General features: G+C 44.5%; 20 protein-coding genes and 1 tRNA gene. 7 read left to right on the top strand and 14 right to left on the bottom strand.

Features of this window, described 5'->3' with window-relative positions:
* A partial coding sequence (locus tag HZC34_06630; protein ID MBI5701493.1) for a hypothetical protein occupies positions 1–1417 on the bottom strand: 1417 nt, incomplete at its 3' end.
* A 77-nt stretch (positions 1418–1494) separates the two neighbouring features.
* Complete coding sequence (locus HZC34_06625) at positions 1495–2739, bottom strand: ATP-binding protein (GenBank protein ID MBI5701492.1); 1245 nt, start codon at positions 2737–2739, stop codon at positions 1495–1497.
* Positions 2740–2972: 233 nt separating this feature from the next.
* Between HZC34_06625 and HZC34_06620 the strand changes: the two genes are divergently transcribed.
* Positions 2973–4130 carry an ATP-binding protein gene (locus HZC34_06620; protein MBI5701491.1) on the top strand — a complete coding sequence of 386 codons (1158 nt, stop codon included), beginning with the start codon at positions 2973–2975 and terminating at the stop codon, positions 4128–4130.
* A 126-nt stretch (positions 4131–4256) separates the two neighbouring features.
* Here the strand turns inward: HZC34_06620 and HZC34_06615 are convergent, their stop codons facing one another.
* The 7 genes from HZC34_06615 to amrB all read right to left on the bottom strand — a co-directional run bounded on the left by HZC34_06615 (position 4257) and on the right by amrB (position 11483).
* The gene (locus HZC34_06615) at positions 4257–5924 is read right to left on the bottom strand and encodes a hypothetical protein (GenBank protein MBI5701490.1); all 1668 of its coding nucleotides are present in this window, start codon (positions 5922–5924) and stop codon (positions 4257–4259) included.
* Between the two features lie 142 nt (positions 5925–6066).
* On the bottom strand, positions 6067–6885 hold the full coding sequence (locus HZC34_06610; GenBank protein MBI5701489.1) for a hypothetical protein: 819 nt from the start codon (positions 6883–6885) through the stop codon (positions 6067–6069).
* A 223-nt stretch (positions 6886–7108) separates the two neighbouring features.
* Complete coding sequence (gene argB / locus HZC34_06605) at positions 7109–7978, bottom strand: acetylglutamate kinase (protein MBI5701488.1); 870 nt, start codon at positions 7976–7978, stop codon at positions 7109–7111.
* Positions 7979–8059: 81 nt separating this feature from the next.
* Positions 8060–9181, bottom strand: coding sequence for a bifunctional glutamate N-acetyltransferase/amino-acid acetyltransferase ArgJ (gene argJ / locus HZC34_06600; protein ID MBI5701487.1), 1122 nt, complete (start codon positions 9179–9181; stop codon positions 8060–8062).
* Complete coding sequence (locus HZC34_06595) at positions 9178–10173, bottom strand: N-acetyl-gamma-glutamyl-phosphate reductase (protein MBI5701486.1); 996 nt, start codon at positions 10171–10173, stop codon at positions 9178–9180. Before HZC34_06595 ends, argJ begins: the two co-directional genes overlap by 4 nt.
* A 28-nt stretch (positions 10174–10201) precedes the next feature.
* A complete protein-coding gene (amrA, locus tag HZC34_06590; GenBank protein MBI5701485.1) occupies positions 10202–10708 on the bottom strand; it encodes an AmmeMemoRadiSam system protein A in 507 nt (168 codons plus the stop codon).
* On the bottom strand, positions 10692–11483 hold the full coding sequence (gene amrB, locus HZC34_06585; GenBank protein ID MBI5701484.1) for an AmmeMemoRadiSam system protein B: 792 nt from the start codon (positions 11481–11483) through the stop codon (positions 10692–10694). The genes amrA and amrB overlap by 17 nt, the downstream gene beginning before the upstream one ends.
* 39 nt (positions 11484–11522) lie before the next feature.
* Between amrB and glmM the strand changes: the two genes are divergently transcribed.
* Positions 11523–12842 (top strand): phosphoglucosamine mutase, encoded by a 1320-nt coding sequence (gene glmM, locus HZC34_06580; protein ID MBI5701483.1) that lies wholly within the window; start codon positions 11523–11525, stop codon positions 12840–12842.
* Here the strand turns inward: glmM and HZC34_06575 are convergent.
* The 5 genes from HZC34_06575 to HZC34_06555 all read right to left on the bottom strand — a co-directional run bounded on the left by HZC34_06575 (position 12820) and on the right by HZC34_06555 (position 20567).
* On the bottom strand, positions 12820–14058 hold the full coding sequence (locus HZC34_06575) for a sigma-54-dependent Fis family transcriptional regulator (protein MBI5701482.1): 1239 nt from the start codon (positions 14056–14058) through the stop codon (positions 12820–12822). The two genes, glmM and HZC34_06575, sit on opposite strands and share 23 nt — an antisense overlap.
* A 20-nt stretch (positions 14059–14078) precedes the next feature.
* The gene (locus HZC34_06570; GenBank protein ID MBI5701481.1) at positions 14079–16556 is read right to left on the bottom strand and encodes a PAS domain S-box protein; all 2478 of its coding nucleotides are present in this window, start codon (positions 16554–16556) and stop codon (positions 14079–14081) included.
* 44 nt (positions 16557–16600) lie between these two features.
* A complete protein-coding gene (locus HZC34_06565; GenBank protein ID MBI5701480.1) occupies positions 16601–19243 on the bottom strand; it encodes a methyltransferase domain-containing protein in 2643 nt (880 codons plus the stop codon).
* 66 nt (positions 19244–19309) lie between these two features.
* The gene (locus tag HZC34_06560; GenBank protein MBI5701479.1) at positions 19310–19753 is read right to left on the bottom strand and encodes a hypothetical protein; all 444 of its coding nucleotides are present in this window, start codon (positions 19751–19753) and stop codon (positions 19310–19312) included.
* An 85-nt stretch (positions 19754–19838) separates the two neighbouring features.
* Positions 19839–20567, bottom strand: coding sequence for an NTP transferase domain-containing protein (locus HZC34_06555; protein ID MBI5701478.1), 729 nt, complete (start codon positions 20565–20567; stop codon positions 19839–19841).
* Positions 20568–20606: 39 nt separating this feature from the next.
* Between HZC34_06555 and yqeK the strand changes: the two genes are divergently transcribed.
* The 5 genes from yqeK to HZC34_06530 all read left to right on the top strand — a co-directional run bounded on the left by yqeK (position 20607) and on the right by HZC34_06530 (position 25235).
* On the top strand, positions 20607–21134 hold the full coding sequence (gene yqeK, locus HZC34_06550; GenBank protein MBI5701477.1) for a bis(5'-nucleosyl)-tetraphosphatase (symmetrical) YqeK: 528 nt from the start codon (positions 20607–20609) through the stop codon (positions 21132–21134).
* On the top strand, positions 21124–22086 hold the full coding sequence (locus HZC34_06545) for an LCP family protein (GenBank protein MBI5701476.1): 963 nt from the start codon (positions 21124–21126) through the stop codon (positions 22084–22086). Before yqeK ends, HZC34_06545 begins: the two co-directional genes overlap by 11 nt.
* Positions 22076–22429 carry a ribosome silencing factor gene (gene rsfS / locus HZC34_06540; GenBank protein MBI5701475.1) on the top strand — a complete coding sequence of 118 codons (354 nt, stop codon included), beginning with the start codon at positions 22076–22078 and terminating at the stop codon, positions 22427–22429. The genes HZC34_06545 and rsfS overlap by 11 nt, the downstream gene beginning before the upstream one ends.
* Before the next feature lie 3 nt (positions 22430–22432).
* Positions 22433–22505 (top strand) — tRNA-Ala (locus tag HZC34_06535).
* 27 nt (positions 22506–22532) lie between these two features.
* Positions 22533–25235: a pyruvate, phosphate dikinase gene (locus HZC34_06530; protein ID MBI5701474.1), complete on the top strand. Its 2703-nt coding sequence runs from the start codon at positions 22533–22535 to the stop codon at positions 25233–25235.

The following is a 25235-nucleotide window of genomic DNA, read 5'->3' as shown; positions in this document are numbered from 1 at the left end:
CTACCAATAAGGCTTTGCTGACTTTTCCTTTGGCTGTGATATTCGAAACACTAACCCTTTGAAAAGTTTGCGTTGTTTCATCCCTGCCATGAACGCTTATGGAGATCGTAATTTTACTACCCGTTACCGCAACAGTTCCTGGAGCTTTTCCAGCTTTTACAAATGCGGCGGTAATTATTTTTACCGCTTCAACATAAACCATTTTTTGTCGTGTTTTCATTGGATCGGCTAATTTTTGAGCTAAGGCTTTTTCTCTTTTTTCATCCTCCAAACGAAGAGCTCTTTCAGCCGCGGTTTCTTCAGCTCGTCCGACTTCGCCCGTGGCTTGAGCTTCAGCTGTTTTGGGTCCGGCTTCTATAGCCTTTGCATTTCGATTGAAAATTAATTGTGGCCTTCTTATTATACTACCTAGCACATCAGAAACCCCGCCGCCGATATTTAATTTTATGCTCGCTGTCCCAGGCTCGTCATCACTTGAAACGGCAGGAGTTCTTTTTCCAAAGGCTGATTTGTACACCGCTTCCCCGCTTACAAACAATCTTCCGTTATTGCCAATCCGACCCATAAATCCACTAGTAGTGGCCACTCGTCTTTTTGGCGCAACAGCGGCTGGTTGAACAGCTGGAACTGTCGCTGGGGCACTTGGTCTCTGTGGCGCTGCTGGAGCTGGCACCGCTGGAGCTGATTTCGGCGTGGCTACCGCCGCTGGCCTAGCCGGTTCAGGTCGAGCGGCAACAGCAACGTCATTTTTCCACTCATTTCCCTTCGTATCTTTATAAACACATCCGGCGTCAAGCGCCTCATCAAGGCCTTTCTTGCTATCCAAGCCCAATAAGCGCCTTTCTTGATGGTTTAATTTGCCATCAGTTAGATCAACTAAATTCCAATTTTGGCCGTTCTTAGGAGGGATCTCTGAAATATAAATGATCCCGGGAGCAAGAATATATGAAGAAACATAAAATTTGCCGGCGGTTAAAAGCGCAAAAGTACTCTCCGCCTTTGACCCTTTAGCAAGCACAACGGTTTTCCCAAACTTTCGAGCAAGAGCTTGCACAAGTTCACCTTTTTCTTTTGGATTGGTTTTCGCTAGATCAAGCTCTCCTTCGCTAAGATATGCTTTGTATTTATACTGTTTTTCTTTTTCGGGCGTAAGCCCCAGCCTCTCGGAGTCGGCTTTTGAAACATCGCCTTTTGCAAGGTCGATCTCTTCGCCATTATAAGATGCGGCCCTATCCGAAATGTATACCGTGTCAAGATATGTTGATGCGTGGAATTTTCCGTCAGCGAAGACATCGTCAACCGTTGCAGGCTTGCCATCGGCTTTTTCCCCAGGCGTTCCTAATTTGACCTGCTTGCCGCTTCTTAAGCAGCCAGCCTTAAAATTTTGGACTTTATCGGCGATTGTTTGATCGCTCATAGTTTCCTCCTAGCAAAAACATCCTTTGCTGTATATCTATCGGGGTTTTCGAGGCAGAACTTGCGCCGGTTGATATGTTAATAAGCGCCTAAAAGCAGCCAATCGGGGATCGCTTTAATTTTAGGATGCAACTCGAGCGTTTCTTTTCCTTGATAAATAATATAACCCTCATTAACAGCGGGGTTATCATCGAGGAACATCAATAATCCCGAAATGTCTCGGGATGACAACTTTTCCGACATTTTGATCTCCAAGGGATAGGTTTGGCCTTCATATTCAAGCACAATATCGACTTCTGCTTTGTCGGCAGTGCGCCAGTTATAAGCCTTATAGCTCTTTCCATAATTTTCAAACGTTTTTATTATTTCTGAACAGATAAAGGATTTATAAATTGCCCCCATTATTTTCGATTCTTTCGCATTTTGGATATTAAATCCCGACCCAAAAGCCGACTGCAAGAATAATGAGTCAATGATATGTATCTTGGGCTGCTTAAGCAATCGTTTTTTTGAGTTTTTGTAATATCCTTCCAAGCTTATAAACAGCATCATTGCCCTAAGCTGATGGATATAATTTACGATGGTCGGCTGGCTAACGCCGACCTCTTGGGCTAAATTATTATAATTGAGATGTTTGCCGCTCTGGAGAAAAAACAACCGCGCGCATTTTTCAAAAGCTTCAAGATCCCTGATATTGAATTGTTCAAGGATTATTGGGAGGACATAAGTCTTTAGATAATCTTCTCCCCATCTCTTTCTTGACTCAACTTGCGGAGAAAGAGACGGGAACGGGTACCCGCCCCACAATAACCGCTCTGTTCTCATTCTATCTATTTCGACAAATGACTTTGGGACCACATTTGACAGCTCATTTAAATGGAATAATCCCGGTTCATTATTTGACAAAGTAAATTCTTGCCATGAAAGAGGATACATTGAGAGCAGGGATATTCTGCCGGCCAACGATTCCTTTATCCGTTTCATCAACAAGTAATTGCCCGAATTTGCCAAGCAAATTCTTGAAGGGCTGGAGCCGGCTTCATCGATTAATATTTTAACAGCTTCAAAGATCGGCGGCAATTTAGCCGCTTCATCGATCAGCAAGTAATTGCCTTTCTCATAATGGCGGCGAAGATATTGCAGAGGATCCGTGCTTATTTCACTTCGAAGGAGCGGATCATCAAGTGTAATATAATGTGCGCCAGTAGAATTTGCCAATTGTTTTAATATGAAAGATTTTCCAGCCTGTCTTGGGCCAAGAACTGCAACAGCCCTATCAGTATTTAGTCTGTTTATAAGTAATTCTTCTATTTTACGCTTCATATGATAAACATCATATCAAACTATACTTTCAAAATCAAGCTTGTTTTTCAATGCGTAGTTACAATCAAAAAGATTGCGCGGGGGGGGGCGTAAGGCTTACATGCAAGCATCCGTCAAGTAGAATCTTCAATCATTTAAAAATTGGCATAGTAAAACAAAGTCGATATGTTGACAGGATTAACAGGATTAACATCCCTTTACAACGCTGCCAAAGTGTAATACAATATAGCATCATGATCAAGCGTTGGCTGAAAATACCTGAAAGCTCGTCATTTTTCCTTTTTGGACCCAGGCAAACTGGGAAAAGCACCCTAGTTGGTGAAACGCTTAAAAGTGATTTTTGGACCATAAATCTGCTCTTGAACGAACCTTTTAGCAAATATTCAAAATATCCTGAATTATTCCGCAAAGAAGCGCTTCAAAAAATTGAAAAAGATGGAATTAAAACTATTTTTGTTGACGAAATTCAACGGATTCCCGCTCTTTTAAATGAAATTCAATTTTTGATGGACCATAAAAAAATCCAATTTATCCTGATCGGATCGAGTGCCCGTAAACTAAGAAAGGGCGGAGCAAATCTACTGAGTGGAAGGGCGGTTGAACGCTTTTTATTCCCGTTCATCTATTTTGAAATTGAAGATAGTTTTGAGCTCGAAGATATATTGCGATTTGGTTCATTGCCTTCAGTTTATGGGAAAAATGGGCAGGAAAAAACAGACCTCCTAAAAGCATACGCTGATACTTATCTGCGGGAAGAAATCCAGGCCGAAGGTATCGTGAGAAACCTTGGCGGGTTTTCAAGGTTTTTAGATATTACTGCCAGCCAATTTGGCGAACTGGTCAGCTTCTCAAATATCGGCAGGGAATGCCATTTGCCGAACAGGACGGTCCAATCTTACTATGAAATTTTAGAAGACACCTTGATCGGTTTTCGGCTTGACCCATGGCGCAAGAGCCTGCGCAAGCGCCTTAGCGGACATCCTAAGTTTTATCTTTTTGACCTGGGAATAACCAATGCTATTAACCGGCATTTAGGCGATCCTCCCGACAACCTCCTGCGCGGCCGCCTTTTTGAACAATTTATTGTAGTGGAAACATACCGCCTGCTGAAATATTTGCAGAGCGAAGCGAGAATTTATTATTGGAGAACCAATACCGGAGCGGAAATTGATCTGGTTATTGAAAAACAGGGAAAATTATGCACGGCCATTGAAATAAAGGCCAAAAGAGAAGTCGGAGGAAATGATTTTTCCGGATTCCGCTCCTTCTGCGCAGATAATCCAAACATTCCTTGTTTCCTTGTCTGTGAAGCTGGCGAACCGTACCATGAGGGGCCAATCGAGGTTCTGCCATGGTCAAACTTTTTGAAACGCTTGCCAGAACTTCTCTAAATTTCACATAAATTAAGGTTGTTAAAATCAGCTTTTACTTTTTAGGGGGGCCATCGGCTTTAATGTGCTCGGTCCCAAGCTCGCCCGAATCGTCTATTTCCTTTTGGACTGCCGTGATTTTTCTTTTCAAAGCAATCCGTTCCTTTGGGCCGCTTCTGTATAAGATGAAAGAGCCGATCTTAAATGCCCGATCTCAACAAATTTATCCCTATCTTTTTTCGATCTTTCGGCTTCGGCGAGCTTTTCGTGGCACTTTGCCAAATAAAAAGATTTATAATAATCGGGACGTTTTAGAGGCCCAAGCAATTTTAACGCGGTATCATATTTTCCTTTTTCATAATAATCAATTGCGGACACCAGGCTTAAATTAAAATTCGCCAATTTATCCATAGATTCGACACCGCCACTGATCTCGCCAATATCTACGCTTCGGAGAGGATCAATTATCTTTATGATATTTTCGCCTTTTGCCTTACCGCTAACTATCCATCCGTCGGGCTGAAGCCTCAATAACTCTCTTATTTCCGATGAAAGGGTGGAACATTGTTCAAGTTTCGCTCTGGCATCGAGCAAAACAGGCCTTTGCCTTTGGAATAATTTTTCCAATTCATCAAGCCTATCTATGGCTTTTGGAAGATAAGGGATGCCTTGGAGATAATTTTTATATATATCGCGGGCATTTTCGTAATCTTTTGTTTTAACATATTCTTCGGCATTGACAACTCTTTGAAGTGCTTCATCTATTTTTTTGCCTTCTTCGTCCGCTACGTATCCATCCAGTGCTTTTCTAGCTCCGGCATAATCGCCTTTTGTGGCAAGTTCCTTTGCTTTTGCTATTGCCTCGGTTCGTTTATCCGTTGCGCCTGTTGAGCCTGTTGTTCCGGTTGGAGAAGCAGGCGTAGGCGCAGGCATAGGCGCGGTGCTAAATTCTTTAGCAGTAGGCGCCCAAGCTTTTAAGCTAGCCAAGCTCATATCGCCTGTATATTTTGTTTCAATTGGAATTCTTATACGAAGCTGAATTAATTGGAAATTATTATTCCATTGCGAGCCGGAAGCAAGTTTTAAAATATATGTTAATATTTCCTTTTTATTATCGTCTTTCGAGATGTCAGATTGTGCGCTGTCAAAATAATGGTTAATATTCCTAATAATAGGGCTGCTATCATCAAGCGACAGTTCTGTTTTGATCGCTTTCAATAGCTCATCCTTGGTTTTTACCAATTTTATTTTTTCAAAAAGCGCGGCTTCAGCTGATTTCCTGTTTTTTGCAAGCGTTTCAAGGTCTTGGCGTACAAATCCCGGATCTTTAGGGTCCTTTGGGGGATAAAGATAAGCGTTTTGCGCTTCAAATTTAGACCAGCCGTACGCATCCGCGTATTCGCGGCAAGCATTATCAAACATTGCAACTTCGCTGTCTTCAATGATCTGGGATTTGGGATCAGTGTCTGCTTGCGCGTCTTTTTCGCCTTTAAGCTTCCATCCTCGCCCGATTATCCCTAAAATCTCTATTTCTTCGGGCTTTATACCTAAAGCCACAAGTTCATCACGGCTCAAGCCGTCGCTTAGGTCGATCTTTGTGAAAGTTTTGTCCTTTTTAGCGGCTTCATCGGACGAATTTGCAATTACTACAGTGCCTTTGTCAACTTTAGCATAAACGAAGGATTTATCGGCACCGCTTCCTGAATCATTAGTTTTGTCGATTAATTCTAGGTCGTGATCGGTTTTCACCTTTCCCAAACTTTTGATTATTCTCCTATATACGGCTCTTATGCCTTCCGGCTTCATTTCGGCCATTTATTTTTTTACTCCTTATTTTGTAATGCGTTGGGAAGTAATGCGTAAAGCTATGAACACTTATCGCATTACCCATTACCCGTTACTTTCCCATTATGTATCGTCAAATCCCATACGAAATTGCAAAGTTGATGGAATAATTTTATGATGCCCTTGGCGCAATTACTCCACCTTGCGCCGCTGGAGGAGGAGGAGGAGGAGGAGGAGGGGGTGGTGGTGGTGGTGGTGGTGGTGATAGCACAGGAGCATCGGCAGGCTTAAATAAACCCACCCACGAGTCTAGCTTGGCTTTATCGTAAAATTTTGCCGGATCGGCAACATACGCTTTATCGATCGGATCGGTTAATCCTGCTTTCTTCTGGATTTCCGGTTTATAAGTCGAAAGCAGTGCCAATTTTAGCAAGTCCTTTGCGTCTTTAGGGGCATTTTTGACCAATAAAGAATCGGCTGGGATCTTCTTTTCGGCTTTTAAATAATTAGCAAATGATTTATCGGTTTCTTTTGTTGTGGCCGCCCATGCGTCAAACTCTTTTTTAATTATATCACTTGACTCTTCCCTGGCTTTTTTAACATCGGCCAAGTTTTCTAAATGGAACTCTTCGCTGTTAAAATACAATGTATAGGCCTCGTCTTCTTTTAGGCCGTGGGCATCGCCCCATTCCTTCATTTTGACATAGGCTGTTTTAAGTTCGGCTTCTTCTATGTTTTTGTTGGCTTTAGTGTCATCCAAGTCCCATCCGGCATCGATAATTACATCAATTTTGCCTTTTTGAATACCCAAAGCGGATAATTCCGCGTCGCTTAAGCCGTTATTCAGATCAACCTCGACTGCATCGGCATCCGCAGATTCTTTTCCTGCTTTAACTTTAACTTTTTCTCCATTAGACAATTTATTCGCAAGAGATTTATCGATTCCCTTATTTCCTAAATATCTCCCCCATGTATTTGCATCAATAGCCATTTTCGTCCCCCCCCTTATAAAAATAAAATAACCCGGTACTAACAGGCAAACTTGGGCTTTCTATATATTATTATCGTTCCACTTATCTATCGAGGGATTGGGGGACAAACTTGCATGGGAAAAATAGTTTTTGGGTGAGGGTTAGGAAGCCGGTTTCGGTCAGGTTATTGGGGAATGGGTTAACCCTAACCTTAACCCCCTATCCATACCGGCGCCTTCACCTTCACCTAACAACCATTGTCCCAATACCATGATCGGTAAATATTTCCAAAAGAACGGCGTGAGGAAGGCGGCCGTCGATTATATGCGCGGTCTTGATCCCTTTTCGCAGGGCATAGAGCGCAGACTTGATCTTTGGGATCATACCGCCGGATAAATGGCCTACTTTGATCATCTTATCGGCGCGATATGTATTTATGCTTGAAACAAGCTTGCCATTATTATCCAAAACGCCTGTTACATCGGTGAGCATGATCAGTTTTTCCGCTTTTATATATGCGGCGATCGCCGCGGCGGCTTTGTCGGCGTTAATATTATAAACTTCGCCTTTTTTCCCCACTCCGATCGAAGTTAAAACGGGAATATAGCCAAGCTTCATCCATTTGCTCAAAACCCGATATCTTACTCCTCCAACTTGCCCCGTAAAACCCAGATCGATCTTATTGCCTTTTTTATCCTTCTTCCAGTATTTATATGCCCTAATGACGCGGCCTTTTTTGCCGTAAAATCCTTTTGCCTTGCCGCCTGCTTTTTTAATCAAGGAAACGATCTCTTGGTTTATCTTTTCGCCCAATACCTTTTGGACGACCTTCATAGTTTCTTTATCTGTAACGCGATAGCCCCCAACAAACTTGGGTTCGATACCCTGTTTCTTTAATGACTTGTTGATCTCGGACCCGCCGCCGTGGACCAAGATTGGGTTCATCCCGACCATTTTAAGAAGAACAACATCTTGGATAACGCTTTTCTTTAGTTCTTCGTTCTGCATGGCGGCGCCGCCGTATTTTACGACGATCGTCGCACCATGGAATTTTAATAAATATGGAAGCGCTTCAAGCACCGCCTCGGCCCGTTTAATTAGATGCGTGAACATGATTCTCCTTTTCCTCATCCTCTGACTCCCTCTCTTTAATCCCCCCTCTCTACGAAGTGGAGAGGGGGACAGGGGGTGAGGTCATGTATGATAATGAGCATTGATCTTAACATACTCTTCTGTTAGATCGCATCCCCAGGCATTCGCCGATGATCGGCCTACCCCAAGATCACAAGTAACTATCGTTTCTTTCCCCCCAAATTTCATGTCGCATTTAATTTTATTAGGATCGATCTTTGCGGATGTAGCGCCAACTGCCGCATAAATTCGGCCAGGATTGTAATCTTTTCCATAGACTGCGCATTTTAGCAAGTCCGATCCCGCGATAGCACGTGCCGCAGTTTTCGCATCTTTTTCGTTTCGCGCACCAATTACTTTTATCCGTATCAGCTGTGTCGCGCCTTCACCATCGCGCGCGATCTCTTCCGCAAGATAAACACAAACTCCTTCTAGAGCTTGATAGAATTTTTTTATTGCCGCTTGACCCTTGACCCTTGACCCTGATAACCCGTTCGCAAGCGCAAACACGCAATCATTGGTCGACATACACTGGTCGACTGTCATCATGTTGAAAGAATTATCTACTGCTTTTGAAAGCAGTGCTTGAAGCGTTTTTCTGTCGATCTTAGCGTCTGTTGTGATAAATGCATGCATTGTCGCCATAAAAGGGTGGATCATACCCGATCCTTTTGCGATACCCGCTATAGTATATCCGCCAACTTTTACAACGATCTCTTTGGCTCTTGTGTCTGTTGTTAAAATTGCCAATACGGCATCATGCCCGCCTTTTTTCGAAACTTTGTCTGCAATTTTTGGGATAGCGGATATAACTTTATCCATCGGCATGGCTTTTCCTATTGATCCGGTGGATGTAACCAAAACATGTTTTGGATCAATCTTAAGGGCCTTGGCTGCAGCGTCAACCATACGCTTTGCATCTGCCATTCCCCGCTTTCCGGTGCCGCAGTTGGCATTGCCCGCATTTGAAATTATCGCTTGGCAAAGGCCCGACTTGATATTTTGTTTTGAAACGATTATTGGCGCGGCTAAATATTGGTTTGTCGTAAAGACCCCGGCACATACAGCCGGCACAGCTGATACGATAAGCGCCATATCCGGTTTTCCGGATCTTTTGATCCCTGCCGCAAGCCCTGCGGCCATAAAACCAAGAGGAGAGGTGATCGTGCCTTTTATTTTCTTCATGGATAGATCGCTATTGCATCAAGCCCTGTCTTTTCCGGCAATCCATGCATTATGTTCATATTTTGCACAGCTTGACCGGCGGCTCCTTTGATCAAATTATCTATTACAGAGAGAACGATGATCGTATTGGTTTCTTCGTTTATCGCAACACCGATATCGCAATAATTGGTGCCCGAAACATTCTTTGTATTCGGCTCGCCGCTATCATAAATGCGAACAAAAGGAGATTCCTTATAATATGTCTTATAAATATTAATTAATTCATTGTTGGTCATTGGGATTTGGGATTTGGTCATTTTCCCGTAGCACGTCGCGAGTATGCCGCGCGACATCGGCGTCAAATGAGGAACAAAAGTGACGTTAACAGGCAAACCAGCTAACAGGCCAACCTGATATCCAATCTCCCCCATATGCCGATGGTTTGCTGCATTATAAGCAGTGATCCCCTCGTTTCGTTCGCAATAAAGCGTTTTAAGCGCCGCGCCGCGCCCAGCGCCCGAGATCCCCGACTTGGCGTCGACAATTATCGAATTGAGATCTACTAATTTATTTTTAATTAACGGAGCCAAAGCTAAAATCGAAGCTGTAGGATAGCACCCTGGATTGCCAACTAAACGAGCTTTTTTGATTCCATCTTTGAACAGTTCAGGCAAGCCATATACTGCTTCTTTGCTGAAACGGTAGTCGTCCCCAAGGTCAATGATTTTTTTCTCTGTTTTTATGATCTTTGGGACTATGGTTGACGAAACACCGTGAGGAAGCGAAAGAAATACAAGGTCGACATCTTTTAGAACATTGTCTAGATCGCTATACGTAATGCTTGAAAGATCGCAAATTCCTTTTAGATGAGGATAGCGGTCTGAAATTTTTTCGCCCTTATGCTCCTCTTCGGACATTATCCACTTTATTCCAACTTCGGGATGTCGAAGAAGCATCGAAAGCAATGTCTGCCCCGCGTATCCTCCAACACCGGCTATCCCAACTTTTATCATCTTATTCTCCCTGTCCGCCTATGGCGGGCTATGTGTATCGTTTAACTTCGAACCTGAACAACTCGATCGGGTCATTAATGCCTATTCCGCCTTTTCTTCTGCAAATTTCAATTTGCTCCTCGGGAGTTTCAACACCGGGAAGGTCGGGAAGCAGTAATCCGCTTCTTCTACCTGATTTTACTATAACTCCGTATCGTTTTGCATCTAATTCTTTTATATCGGAAACCGGTTCCGGTTTTGTGAGAACATCAACAGATATTTCGAGATCTTTTAATTCATGGGATCCGACCGGTGAAAATCTGGGATCTTGAGTCGCGGACATCACAGCGTTGCTTATTATTTCTTCGGCGATATTTTGTTTTGTCGGCATAAAAGTCCCGATGCATCCGCGAAGTTCCCCGTGTTTCTTCAAAGAAACAAAAACCCCTGCTTGGCCTTTCATCTCTTGAGGAAGAGGGCTTGGCGCAGATATGGTTTTCCCATCTTTAACAAAAGCTTCAATTGCTTTCCTTGCGAGTTCAACTAATTGGTTCAAATGTCGCTACCATGTATCCGACACCGAACGGGCCTTCGTAGGATAAGACCTCGTGCTTAACTTTTAAGCCATCAAGAGCTCCAAGTAAGATCGCGATGGACCACAATGCGTCTTGTCCCGCCCTGTAGGCAAGTTCTTCTGGAAAATTAAGAATTCCTTTCACATCATACCGCCTTACAAGATCGACAAGCTTTTCGTCGAATTCTTTACCGCGAGGATCAAAGCCCGAAGGGGCATCTTGCGTCAAACGGTGCGACATGTCGGCTGATGCGATCACAGCTATCTTTCTATTTATCTTTTCGGCGGCGCGCGCCAACACTTTTCCAAATTCGAAAAGTTTTGGAAGTGGAAGCATGGCGATCGCGATCGGAAGTATTGGTTTCTTTATCCCAGCTTCTAGAATATAATATAATGGAACAAGCGCCCCATGGTCCAAAATGGTTTCGGGTATCCTTGACGTCAAAGCCGTATCTTCTTTTGCAATCGCCACTCCAAGCTCGGTATCGCCTTTAAAATGAAAAACGGGTTTTGGCATCCCGAAATTTGCAAAGTCGCCTTCAAATACCGGGCTTGTGTAGACAGGGACTGATGCGGACGATACGGCTCCATGGGGGGTGATAACAACAATTGTATCGAAATCTTTGGATCTTAACGCATTTGACGCGGCCTCAAGCGACTTTTTTGATTTTTCAGCGTCATTGAGCCTTGCGCCGCCGATCTGCGGGATAAGTATCGGAGGATGAGGCGATATCTCCCCGAAAACAATTTGCGACATGGACATATAATAACAAACTGATATAATATTTCAAGAAAAATGTTAAAAATATCGATCTCCGGTGTCCGAGGAACAGTGCCCGATTCGCTTACATCGGAAATTTGCATTGATCTTTCGAAAGCATTCGGAACATATTTAAAAGGCGGCTCCGTTGTCATTGGCGCTGACACTAGGACTTCGTCCGGATCCATAAAAAAAATCGTCATTTCCGGCCTTGTCTCGTGCGGCTGTAAAGTTATAGACCTTTCGATCGCGACAACGCCGACTGTCGGCATAATGGTGCGCAAACTTAAGGCTGACGGGGGGATAATAATCACAGCTTCCCACAACCCCGAACCATGGAACGGCATAAAATTCGTAAGGTCCGATGGGATTTTCCTGAATTCGGCCCAGGCAAGCGAATTGCTTGATATTTATTACGCAAAGAAATTCAAAGAAAGGTCGGGCGGCAGATCCAAAGCATATACAAAAGCGGACGACGACCACATTAAACTTGTATTAAAGAATGTTAACACCGCAAAGATCCGCAGGAGAAAATTCAAAGTTGCGATAGATTCCGTGAACGGCGCTGGAAGCATTATTACGCCTATTATGCTTAAGAAACTTGGCTGTGAAGTGATCGCCATAAATGTTAGGCCGGCTTCGCCCTTTCCAAGAGGGCCGGAGCCAACTCCTGCAAACATAAAAGAACTATCAGATATCGTAAAACAAAAAGGCGCCGATATTGGGTTCGCTCAAGACCCCGACGCCGATAGGCTTGCAATAGTCGCGGAAACAGGAGAAGCTATTTCGGAGGAATACACTCTTGGCCTTTGCGCAAAATTCATCCTCAAAAGATCAAAAAAGAAAATAGTCGTTACAAACCTGTCGACAACCCAAGCGATCGACGACATCGCAAAAAAATTTGGCGCCAAGATCATTAGGACAAAGATCGGAGAGGTCTATGTCGCAGAAAAGATCAAATCAACAAAAGCGCCTATCGGAGGGGAAGGGAATGGGGGGATCATTTTCCCGAAAGTCGGGTTCAACCGCGACAGCCTGTCAGGCATCGCGATATTATTGAATTTGCTTGCCGAAGAAAAGAGACCCTTAAGCAAGATAGTGGATGATATTCCCAAATATTATCTTGTAAAAAATAAGATGGGATGCAAATCTTCCAAAGAAGCACAGGATTTCTTGGACAAGATAAAAGATAAGTTCCAAAAAGACACTTTGGACCTGACCGAAGGAATAAAAGTCTTAAGGGATTACGGGTGGCTCCACTTGCGCCCGTCAAACACCGAGCCGATCATTCGAATATTTGCCGAAGCAAAAAGCAAAGATGAGGCCGAAGCTTTTATTCGGGAAGCCCTAGGATAGAAAGCCGCTCTGACACTTGGGTTTTTGGCATTTCAAGGAATCTCGCTGTGAGGCTTAGGTCGAAATTCAACTTTTCAAGAACGATCGTAAGCAATAACCTTTCATATTCTTCCCTCGCAGAGACCAGGTCGTACTTTTCCTTTGAAAACACCTTATTTGCAAGGACATTTTCAAAAAGCTTGATATCGATCGGAAGATTTTTGAGATTTAGGACTTCGGCCCCCGGAAAACTTGCGCCTGCGGCAATTATCATGTCCTTCAGCTCGGTATAGTTTCCCGGAAAATCATAATACATGAAAAATTCCAATGCATGAGGGGAGATATATTTGATCGTCGGATTAAACCGCCTGATATACGCCAATGCGATGAGGAGCACATCTTCCCGGCGCGAAGCTAAAGGCGGGACCATTAGCGCGGGAAATCCCGTTATGGTTTCCATATCATGAGCTCCGATAATTATCCTGACCGCGCTCTTTTTGCTTCCGATAAATTGGAGCAGGCTGTGCCTGAAAGATTCGGATATCGATTCGATGCCGGATAGGTATACGATCCCTGGGGCTTCGGTTTTTGCGGAGATAAGCTCTTTTAACGTAATAAAAAAATGCGCTTCGGACGCCGGAATATTAAACGATGAAAGATTGATCTCCGCAAATCGCTTTTCGGAACTCCTTGAAAGCTTATGGACGATCTCTGCCGCTTTATGGATCGGCACCCCTCGTTCGCCGCATATGACGATATCGGAAACAGAAGCGGCATGAGCCTTGATCTGGCCCAGAAGATTTTTTAGTCCAGCACTCATGCCATTTAGCCACTCGACATCCGCAAATTGTGAAAGGTCCAAAGCGAGCTCTTCTTCCACGCTTAATGCGCTTGCGACCGAATCGCGCAAAACCTGCGCCGAAAGGGGCTTTCGCAGGAAATCGAGCGCCCCAAGCTTTGTCGCGGCGACCGCGAGCGGGATGCTGTTGGACGAAGAGAACATTATCGCCTTGGCGTGGGGATTTTTTTGGACTATTTCCTTATAGGTGAGCAGGCCGTCTTTTAGCTTGAGGTCAAAATCGATAAGCAGGAGATCGGCGGCGGCTTCCTGCATTTCCTTCAAGAACTTGTCATTGCTTGATTCGACCAAGATTTCGTATTCCGGCAGGGTCTCTTTTATCAGCTCTGCGACCTTATGGTCGTCTTCCAATAAGAATATTTTATATTTCTTTTGCATACCGCCTCACAGTCCGACCATTATACCAATTCCTGGCTGACAGGCAAAGTGACAATAAAAGTAGTGCCTCGTCCTGCTTTTGAGCTTACATCTATTAGCCCCCTATGGCCGTCAATAATGCTATGGGTGATCGTGAGCCCAAGCCCTGTTCCTGCATATTTAGTTGTGAAGAACGGGTCAAAAAGCTTTTTGATATTTTCTCCGGAGATCCCGTGGCCGGAATCAGAAACTTCGACTTCGACCGTTTGAAGGATATTCTCGATCTTTTTCCCCTCTCGGGTCTTGATCTTTATTTCTCCGCCTTCAGGCATTGCTTGTAGGGCGTTCAATATCAAATTAGAAAATACTTGCGATAATTGGTCGCTATCCCCTTCTATCTGCGGAATGTCCGCATAGGCTGTGATAATTTTTACGCCTGCAGTTTTTGCTTGATCATTAAAATATCTAACGTCATCATCAATTATTTTATTCAGATCGATCATGGTAAATTTTGGCGTTGCCGCCCTTGCAAAACCAAGAAGGGATTCGACTATTCTGTCGATGCGCAATATTTCCCGAGGCATGATCTCGATGAATTTTTGTCGGAATTCGGTATCTTCATATTTTATAGGCAAAAGCTGGGACAAAACTTTCATGGAAGAAAGCGGATTCTTGATTTCATGGGCCATGCCGGCCGCCATTGTCCCCAAAGCCCCTATCTTATCGGCCTGCCTCACTTTTCCTTCCAAAGATTTCATTTCGGTCAAATCGGACATCGAAAAAATGATGCCCGATCGTTTTCCGTTCGCGTCAACAAGCGCGCTGCTGTTGAGCGAGATCGGGACAAGCCCTTTTTTCCCGGCAACTATGCTTGTTTCATGGTTTCTCATCTGCCGCCCGGAAAGCGCCGATCCTATAATTTGTGATAGCGGGCTCTTTTTGGAAAAAACTTCGGAATAATTTTTTCCGATCACTTCTTTTGCGTTAAGATCGGTTATTTTCTCGGCGGCGGGATTGAACGTTACAATATTGCCGCGCATATCGATCGTAGCGACGCCCGAAACCATTGCCTCAAGGATATCCTGGGTGTAATTCTTGACCAAGAGTACCTCTTCGTACAACCGCGCGTTTTCGAGCGCGACAGCGGTCTGGTTTGCCAGGGTCATAAGCAGCACCATGTCTTCGGTCGAATACATATCGCCAGAAAGCTTGTACCCTAAAGAGATTATCCCTATAAGGATATCCTGCGAAAGTATTGGGACCCACAATTCTGTTCCCAATTTTTCGATTTCGAATTTAACCCCGAACAAATCGTCAAGCTTTTTGCCGTCTTTCCCCGCATAAGATTCTAATTTTGCGATCTCGTCCTCAAGCTCTTCCAATAGGAGCACATCTTTCGACTCTTGAAGATATTTCGCGATCGGGCTTTCAATGTCTATTTCAATTTGCTTGTAAGAGCTTTGGCATTCTATGACCGGGGCGGGGATAGAGCGGAACCGGCCTTTTTCCTTGTCCAATATCAAGAAAGAGATCTCCGAAACGCGCATTGTATGGACAAATGTCGATACAATAAGCGAAGTTAAGTCTTCCAGCCTCAATTGGGTTGATATCTTATAGCTGATTTCCCTTAGGGTTTTTTGGTAATCGTACCGCTCCCTGTAAAAGACCACATCGATCAAATATTGGAAACCTTTTAATAAGGGATTATATGCCGTCGCCAGCGCCAAAACTAGGATCGCGTTCACCCATATGTAGTTTAACCCGTGTAAAAAATACGCGGCTGCAGCATATGCGGTCAAAACGAGGACCGAAATCCCGCCGTATAATATCCCTTTTTGTATCACCGTTTCAATGCTCATCAAACGATGTTTTATTATCGCGTATGTGGTAAAAGCGACATAAAGCATTACAAGCCCATTGCCTATGGGGGGAAATGGAACGTTGTACCATAATAAAAAATTGGTGGTTCCGCCCAAAAACCCGAAAAATGTCCCAATAAAGATATATTTAATCTGGTTTTTCAGCCTGCCGAGGGATGTTTTGGCCATGGTCTGGAACATCAGCAGGTGCGAATATATTATTAAAGCGATAAATACCATGAGATAGGGATGGAAAAGCGGCCCCGGAACAGGCCAAAACTTGAAAAAAGACCTTTCCGCGACCTCTTTTACAAAGAACGGCGTCAAGTCCGATATCAAAAAGAATGCCGATAGCAGATATGCCGCAATTAATATGTTTTTTTTCTCATCATACAGCCTTAGGAGGCACAAAATAAAATGGAAGAAAAAAACGGGGATAAGGATAGCCCCCACCATAAGGACTTGGACCCAAAAAAGCGCATTTTCTTTTTGAGAGGCGATCTGCCAGAAAAAATATCCGAATCCCCAAAACGCGACACTGAAGGCAAAAAGGCTGAATGTAATGTTTAACGGGGACTTTTTATTTTTTGATAGGACAAAAAAACCCAAATAAAGGCTGCCCAAGAAATTAATAGCGGCGCTTAACGGATAGTAGATCATCTAATATTTATTATCTCGTAATACAGGGATGAAATCAAGGCTAGCTACTCAAGGGGGAGTTCACCTGCCGCTATCAGGGCTTGCTTATCGAACGAATAAGATATTTGGATATTGGAGTAACCGGCCCCTATGAGCATTTCCCTAAGCTGTTCTTCGGAAAAATAAACAAAGCGCCCGCTTTCCTCTTCAACTTCGATCCATTTGATCGCGTCGTTGAACAGCGCCCGCGCCCTGGAAAGAGCTTCTCCCTGGCCTTCTCCCTGGTACTTTTCTTTTATCTTGCCTAAGAACCTGGAATAGATCCTCGAAATGTCCGCGTCCGGCTTAAGGCTTGTGACAACGATCCTCCCTCCGGGTTTTTGCGCCCTCCTTATTTCGGCCAAGGTCCCGCGGGGATTGCGAAGATACGAGAGGCACAGGCTTAATACGATTTTATCGTAAGCTCCCTCCTTCAAAGGAAGAGTAGTATTCCGCAAGCTCATCCGCCAATCCAGCTGGTCAAATTTCAAGTCCTCGATCAAAAGTTCCCCATAATCGATCCTGCCCGAAGCCGAAACTTTTTCTTGGCCTTTTTTATTAAAGTCGTCAAGGCCGATCTTTTTTTCGATATATCTTCTAGCGCGATCAAGCTCAATTACAACATCAATATTCTCAATGCCTGCGATCGCCATCAGGTCCAAATAATTCAACCTTAAATCTCCCCTTAAAAAGCTTCGAAGCTTTTGCCTATCTTTTATCTTCGGGATATTTATATTGCACCCGCACATGAGCTCATTTAAGCCTTCCAATTCAACCTCTCCCATTTTAAATCTTTCGATCACCCTCAAAAAGCTTATATCGGCGTCGGCTTGCAAGGCAACCACATTGGGAAGCCCCTGCCGCTTCCGCCTGACCTGGTCAACTTTTTCCATTGTTTTGGCTAATCCGTTAGCAACGATATCGATCGCGGTTATTTCCCCTCCGCTACCGGTAATTCCACTTTTAAGGATCTCTTCCAATATCCCATTCAACAAATATTCTTCAAAATTACCGGTGCCGCAGCCAATATCAGCCAACCTTTCTCCTGGAACAAAATCTACGGCTTCGGCTACTTCCCTGATATATGACCTGTAGTCGTCGGATTCTAAAAGGATATCAAATCCTTCCAGGTAATTTTCCCAATTTTGCCTTTCTTTTTCCTTCGAGTGTTCAACGGCGATCCTTGATCGCTCGATCATTCCTCTGTACATGATTTCAGATGTTCCCGGAACTGCAACTTCGGTTCTATAATTCCCCATCATGAGCCCCACAACATCCCTAGTGAATTGGATAAAAATAAGATGCGCTGTTTGGGCTTCCCTAAAACGATGCGTAACGCCTTCGACGACTTTAACTTCATGGCGCGCGCTGTGCGAGGAAAGAGCCGCCTCGACTTCTTTGGGATCAACCCATTCGTCTTCGCTTCCGCAATACCAAATTATCGGGACTTTTACTTTTTCCAGATCTCTGGCAGTAGTATCAAGATCAGAAAATCTATTTTTGCGCACGTCATCCAAGAAGTTATCGCCATCCGTATAATTTCCGATCATGTTTACCATTCCGATCTTTTTCCCATCCTTGTTTGCGGCGACCAGGTCTTCACCGTAAACATTTCGTAGAAGGCTTTGGATATTGGGCGAACCGACAATAGGCAATAGCGCCGCGATGCGTTTGTCTCGCGACGCGGCTTTTATGGCCGCGCGAGTAGAGAGGCTGAAAGGCGCGACGGCAATATTTGCGGCTCCGATAGTTTTTGAAAGGTAATCTACGGCAGCGGAAACATTAATGCTTGAAATTGAAAGGGTTGAATCGACGATCTGCCCGTCGCTTTCGCCGGGCCCATGAGTGTCATCATAGCGCATAACGCCAAACCCGTTTTTCTGCAAGTACAATGCCAAAAGGAAATATGTCTCTTTGGTTTTTCCCCAAGCGGGAGGGATGATGACCCACGGCGCAAAAGAAGCTTCTGACTTGGGAACATTTTCAGGATAATCAATTATCGCAACGATCTTTTCGCCCATCTCATTTTTGAGATCAACGATATTTAATGCCGCTTTTTCGCCGCCGCCCGCCCCAAAGGCTTTTATGATCCTGACCTTCGCCCTAACGAAAATGAAAAGTAAAAATAAATAGGCATTTTTAAAAAGTGCCGCGGCTGAAATGGGATTTTTCACTGGATGCTTTGGTCTTACAATTGCCGCATGGCCCGGCTCCTGCGAAGGGACTATTGCGCCAGAATCCACTTCAACAATAGGAGGCCTGGGAGTTATAGATTGGACAGGGAAAGCGGCCGGCGTCCCGCTATCCGCCAAAATCATTTGTTTTTCACGCTCAAACCGCGCGAAGTTTGTTTCAATATTCGCGAGGTCGAGCAGAACACCGGAAACACGGGACGACAAAAAAGCATCCGGTAAAACGGAAAAATCAAACCCCTGGAACTTATCCGGAGCGTCGATCCTAAATTTTGAAAAGGGATGTCCTTTCTGAAAAACCTCAAGCCGGCTATGCAAGCCGTAATACTGCGCTGGAGGCATCCCTGATAATGATCTTAGCGTGCCCCTATTAATATTAATACCAAGAAACGCCATGTCCGATCTGACCAGCCTGGCCATAACGGAAGGCAATCCAAGATATGCATTGGAAAATCCGCTAACTCTAGTAAGCGGCATTATTATTTCCACCCATATGTGCTTATCGTGCGGTGAAATAAAAAATTTCAGGCGGAAGGGAAATATTTATACTTTAAAACGGTCAAACATTAGCGGCAGGATCGAAAGGTCGGCAATTCCTGATTGCGTATCAATAACTCTTTCGGCAAAGAACTTCATAGCTTTTGTATCTTCAAATAAGCGCCTTAAACCATCGGCGCCAATGAGGCGAAGCTGTGCGATGTTCGGCAAATGGATCGGCATCGGATTAGAAATTCCCCTGGATTCTTTTATGTCTTTTGCGGCATCGATAAACCTAAGCATCTGGTTATACGGACTTTTCCAATAAATATCTTGCGCATGGGAAGAATCGGTCACTCGGGAAAGGCAAGAAAGCGTCCAAGCATCGACCCTTAATAATTTTACAGTGAAGCCTCGGTCGTTTAACGCCTTCCTGGCATCAAATAAACCGATAGAATTCGATCTGGGCAATGAAGCTTGCGCGCTCATTCCAATCACATTGAGAAACATTTTCTTTTTTTCCTCTCAAATTAAGCTTGTTTGTCGTCCATTCTTTTATCGCATGCAAATTTTGAAAATTTCACTTCAGGCAAAATTATTTTAGGCGGGCTTCAAGCGCAGCTAATTCTTCTTTGGTATTTATACCGAGGGTTTCCTTGAAATCGCCCGTCATATATGCAAACACGGGGCGATCCATTTTGTTTAATATTTCTATAGTGTCCGTCAAATAATGTTCTTTTTGCGCGTTCTCCGGCTTCAATTTTGTCAGCGCCGAAAAAAGGTCCTCGGAATTAAAACAAAAAGTACCTGAATTTATCTCTTGGATCTGAAGTTCTTCCGCACTCGCATCTTTTTTCTCAACTATTCTCAAAACCTTGCCGTCTTTGCCCCTGACGATCCTTCCATAATTTCCGGCATCGTCAAGTTTTGCGGTTAGGTCGGTCGCCGCGGCCTTATGGCTCACATGAAAATCGATGAGCTTATTTAAAGTTTCTGCCGAAAGAAGCGGGACATCTCCTGCCAAAACCAAAACAGTGCCATTAAAATCTTTTAAAAACGGCTGTGCCATCAAAACTGCATGGCCTGTCCCCAATTGTTCGTCCTGCGAAATAAATTTTACGGGCCAGCCCTTGAAATAGTCGACCAACAATTCTTTTTTATGACCTACTACGACATAGATATCTTTGATCCCGATATTTTGGGCTGTTTCTATAACGTGCTGAAGCAGTGGTTTTCCCCCGAGTTTGTGAAAAACCTTCGGGAGATCCGATTGCATCCTGACGCCTTTCCCCGCAGCTAAAATTATCGCCGCAATGTTATTCATCAATAAAAATTATAACATAACTGTGGTAAAATACTTATAATGAAGAAGGATGATCGCAAAAGGCTCGGCGTCCAACTAAAAAAATGGCTTCCGAAGGATCGTTTTAACCACTCATTAAGAGTTGAAAAAGAAGCGATAAAACTTGCCAAGCATTATAAGGTCAGTTTGGATCAAGCTTCTATCGCCGCCCTCCTCCACGACTGCGGAAAATATATCGAAGCGGGACACATGCATGCGCGGCTCGGAGCGGTGCTCGCAAAAGAAGTTTTTGGCATTCACGATCATAATATACTGAACGCAATTGCAAAGCATACGGTCGGCTCCGAGAATATGACCATTTTGGAAAAAATATTATATCTTGCAGACCATATCGAAAGCGGAAGGCGATTCAATGGCGTCGAGAAAATAAGGGCGATGGCCTACAAGAATATGGATAAGGCAATAATAATGTCCACAAGCATGATGATCGGATCGCTCTTGGAAAGCGGTTATCCGATATCAGAACAGACTATCAGGACGAGGAACTATTATATTATGGGCGGGAAAAAAGGCACTAATGCGAAATAATTGGGAATCGGATTACATAAAAAAGATATACGGGCAGAAATATTCGGGCCCAAAATATAAAATACCTTTCAACGGGATATTTATTTCATTCATTATACTTCTTATAACTTTTTCAGCTTTTTTTGGGTTTACCCTTGCTGTCATATCAAAATTCATGCTTTTTGAGACATTGCTTACGCTGATCCCGGGCGACAAATTTTTGGGTGAAACAAATGTGGTCATACTGGGCGTTGACGGGGAAGGCCCCGTAAAAAGGTCCGACAGCGTAATGGTCGCCCACATTAATCCGGCAACGAATACCGTCGGCCTTGTTTCGATACCGAGGGATACGCGGGTAGAAATAGCCGGCCGGGGGGAAGACAAGATAAATCATGCTTTTGCGTTCGGCGGCCCGGACCTTTCGCGAAAGACCGCGGAAAACTTTTTAGGGGTAAAGATCCCATATTATATAGTGATCAATTTTGCCGGGGTCAGGAATCTCATCAATGAGATCGGCGGGATAGAGATAAATGTTGAAAAAAGGATGTACTATGTCGACAATTCCCAAGGATTATTTGTCGATCTGTACCCCGGAAGGCAGCGCTTGGACGGAAAAAATGCCCTGGCCTATATGCGATACAGGACTGACGGAGGGGATCTAAACAGGATATTGCGCCAGCAAAAATTCATAAAAGCCCTCGCATCGCAGATCACAAATAAAGAAAATGTTTTGAGGTCGCCGGGGATATTGCTCCGGCTGTTCTCGTACATGGATTCCAACCTGGATACCAAGCAGATATTGGGGCTGGCGCTTAACATGCGCAGGATATACGATTACGGACAGATCAAAATGTCCCTGCTCCAAGGATACGACGAGATCATAGACGGCGTGTATTACATGAGACCCGACCCTAGGAAGATAAAAGAGGCCGTAACGGGCTATTTGACGGACAGGGTAAGCCTTGAGAAATAAGCAAGATACTGATAAACTTATAAAGCTTGTAATTGATGCCGCGGAAGACAAGAAAGCGATCAATCCGATCATTATCGATGTTACGCGCGCAGGCAAATTTGCCGACTACATGATTATTATTTCGGGAGATTCGACCCCTCAATTAAAAGCTATCGTAAGAGAAATAGAATCACGAGTTAAAGCTCGCGGCATAAAGGGGATCGTTTGGGAAGGATCCAAAGAATCCGGCTGGCTCATATATGATCTTGGCGACATTTTGGTGCATATCATGTCCGAAAAAGAACGCGCGTTCTATGATCTGGAAGGTCTTTGGGGCAAAGAGGCGGTTGTATATCATGAATAATTTGGGGCTGTAGCTCAGCTGGGAGAGCGCCTGACTGGCAGTCAGGAGGTCGTCGGTTCAATCCCGATCAGCTCCAATCAAATAAAAAGGAAGGGGTAAAAAAATGGTAAAAAGTTTAAAGGGGAAAAGCCAGAAGTTCGTGTATCTATTCGGGGGTTCAAAGACTGACGGGAATGCGAGTTTGAAGAATTTGTTGGGAGGTAAAGGCGCCAACCTCGCGGAGATGGGCAAGCTTGGGATCCCGGTTCCTGCTGGATATACGATCACAACCGAAATGTGCACGGTCTATTACAAAATGGACCGCAAATATCCAAAGACGCTTCAAGGACAAATGGAAGAAGGCATCCGCCATATTGAAAAAGCGATGGGAGCTAAATTCGGCGATCACGAAAATCCACTTCTAGTTTCAGTTCGTTCGGGAGCCCGTGTATCCATGCCCGGAATGATGGACACAGTATTAAATCTTGGCTTGAACGACAAGACAGTGAAAGGCCTTGCGAAACAATCTAAAAATGAAAGGTTCGCGTATGATGCATACCGCAGATTCGTACAGATGTACGGAGATGTGGTATTGGGCCTCAAGCCGCAAACTAAAACAGATATCGATCCATTTGAAGAGATCATGGACGAAGTAAAAAAGGAAAGAGGAGTCAAGCTCGACGTTGAATTAGATATTGCCGCTCTTAAAGAACTAGTAAAAAGATTCAAGGCCGCAATAAAAGAAAGAAAAGGCTTTGATTTCCCCGAAGACCCATGGAAACAATTATGGGGAGCGGTCGAAGCCGTATTCGGATCATGGATGGGCGAACGCGCCATCAAATACAGACAGATAAACAAAGTTCCTCACGAATGGGGAACGGCTGTAAACGTCCAAGCAATGGTATTTGGGAACATGGGAAACGATTCGGGAACAGGCGTTGCTTTCACGCGCAACCCATCGACCGGAGAGAGAAAATTCTACGGTGAATATTTGATCAACGCCCAAGGCGAGGACGTAGTTGCAGGTATCCGTACGCCTGAGCCTGTTAATTCTTCGACAAAGTCATCTCCTGACCAAAAGACATTGGAAGAAGTCATGCCGACACCTTATAAAACTTTGGTTGCGATATATAAAAAACTTGAGAACCATTATAAGGACATGCAGGATATCGAGTTTACGATCCAAAAAGGAAAACTATGGATGCTGCAGACTCGCAACGGCAAACGCACGGCCCCTGCCGCCCTAAAGATCGCATGTGATATGGTAAACGAAAAGTTGATCGACATTAATACTGCATTATTGAGAATTTCTCCCGACCAGCTAGACCAGCTTTTGCACCCGATGTTTAATCCAAAAGCCAAAAAAGAAGTTATAGCAAAAGGACTTCCAGCGTCACCTGGAGCCGCAACGGGACAAGTAGTATTCCACGCGGATGACGCGGAAACATGGGCAGCGGACGGCAAGAAAATAATCCTTGTGAGGATTGAAACATCGCCTGAAGATATCGGCGGCATGGACGTTGCCCAAGGGATATTGACCGCTCGCGGCGGCATGACCTCCCACGCGGCAGTTGTCGCCCGCGGCATGGGAAAATGCTGCGTCGCTGGATGCGGAGCTTTGCATATCGATTACAAGGCAAAGCAATTCTCGGTTAACGGCACAACGATCAAAGAAGGGGACTGGATCTCCCTAAACGGCAGCACGGGCGAAGTTATGAAAGGCCAAGTCCCAACGATCAATCCTGAACTCTCGGGAGAATTTGGAAAGATCATGGGTTGGGCTGACAAAGTTAGGACCATGAACGTCAGGACAAACGCCGATACTCCAAATGATGCAAAAGTTGCAAGAGGTTTTGGCGCCGAAGGAATTGGCCTTTGCCGCACGGAACATATGTTCTTTGAAGGCGATAGGATCAAAGCTGTGCGTGAAATGATCTTGGCCGACGATGTTGTTGGCCGCAAGAAAGCGTTATTGAAACTTCTTCCTATGCAAAAGGGGGATTTCCTTGGCATATTCGAAGCAATGAAGGGATTGCCTGTAACAATCCGCTTGCTCGACCCGCCGCTTCATGAATTTGTGCCTCACGAGATAAAACAACAGCAGGAAATGGCTGATGAAATGGGGATATCGCTCGAAAAGATCAAGCAGAAAATAAATTCTCTCCATGAATTCAACCCGATGCTCGGGCATCGCGGATGCCGTCTTGGAATAATCTATCCCGAGATCACAGAGATGCAGGCACAAGCTATAATGCAGGCCGCATGCGAACTTAAGAAAAAAGGTATCGATGTCCGCCCGGAGATAATGGTCCCGTTGGTCGGCGAAGAAAAAGAATATTTGAACCAAATGGAGATCATAAAACAAGTCGCGGAAGAAACGATAAAGAAATACGGCGTCAAAGTTAAATACATGATAGGCACAATGATCGAGATCCCAAGAGCATGTATTACAGCCGATAAGATCGCAGAAGTTGCGGAATTCTTCTCATGCGGGACAAATGACCTGACACAGATGGCACTGGGACTTTCACGCGATGACTCTGGTAAATTCCTTCCCGCGTATGTTGACCTGGGAATTTATAAAAATGATCCGTTCCAAGTTATTGATGCGGAAGGCGTTGGCCAGCTTGTTGAAATGGCGGTTGAACGCGGGCGCAAAACTCGCCCGGACCTTAAAGTCGGCATTTGTGGAGAACACGGCGGAGACCCTCAATCTGTCGAGTTCTGCCACAATGCGGGACTCAATTATGTAAGCTGTTCGCCATACAGAGTTCCAATTGCACGCCTCGCGGCTGCGCATGCGGTTCTCAAAAGTAAAAAGAAATAA

The sequence above is a fragment of the Candidatus Saganbacteria bacterium genome, from assembly GCA_016223245.1.
Taxonomy (GTDB): Bacteria; Margulisbacteria; WOR-1; order XYC2-FULL-46-14; family XYC2-FULL-37-10; genus JACRPL01.
Note: the sequence above shows the minus strand (reverse complement) of the source record. Positions and strands in the feature narration are given on the sequence as shown.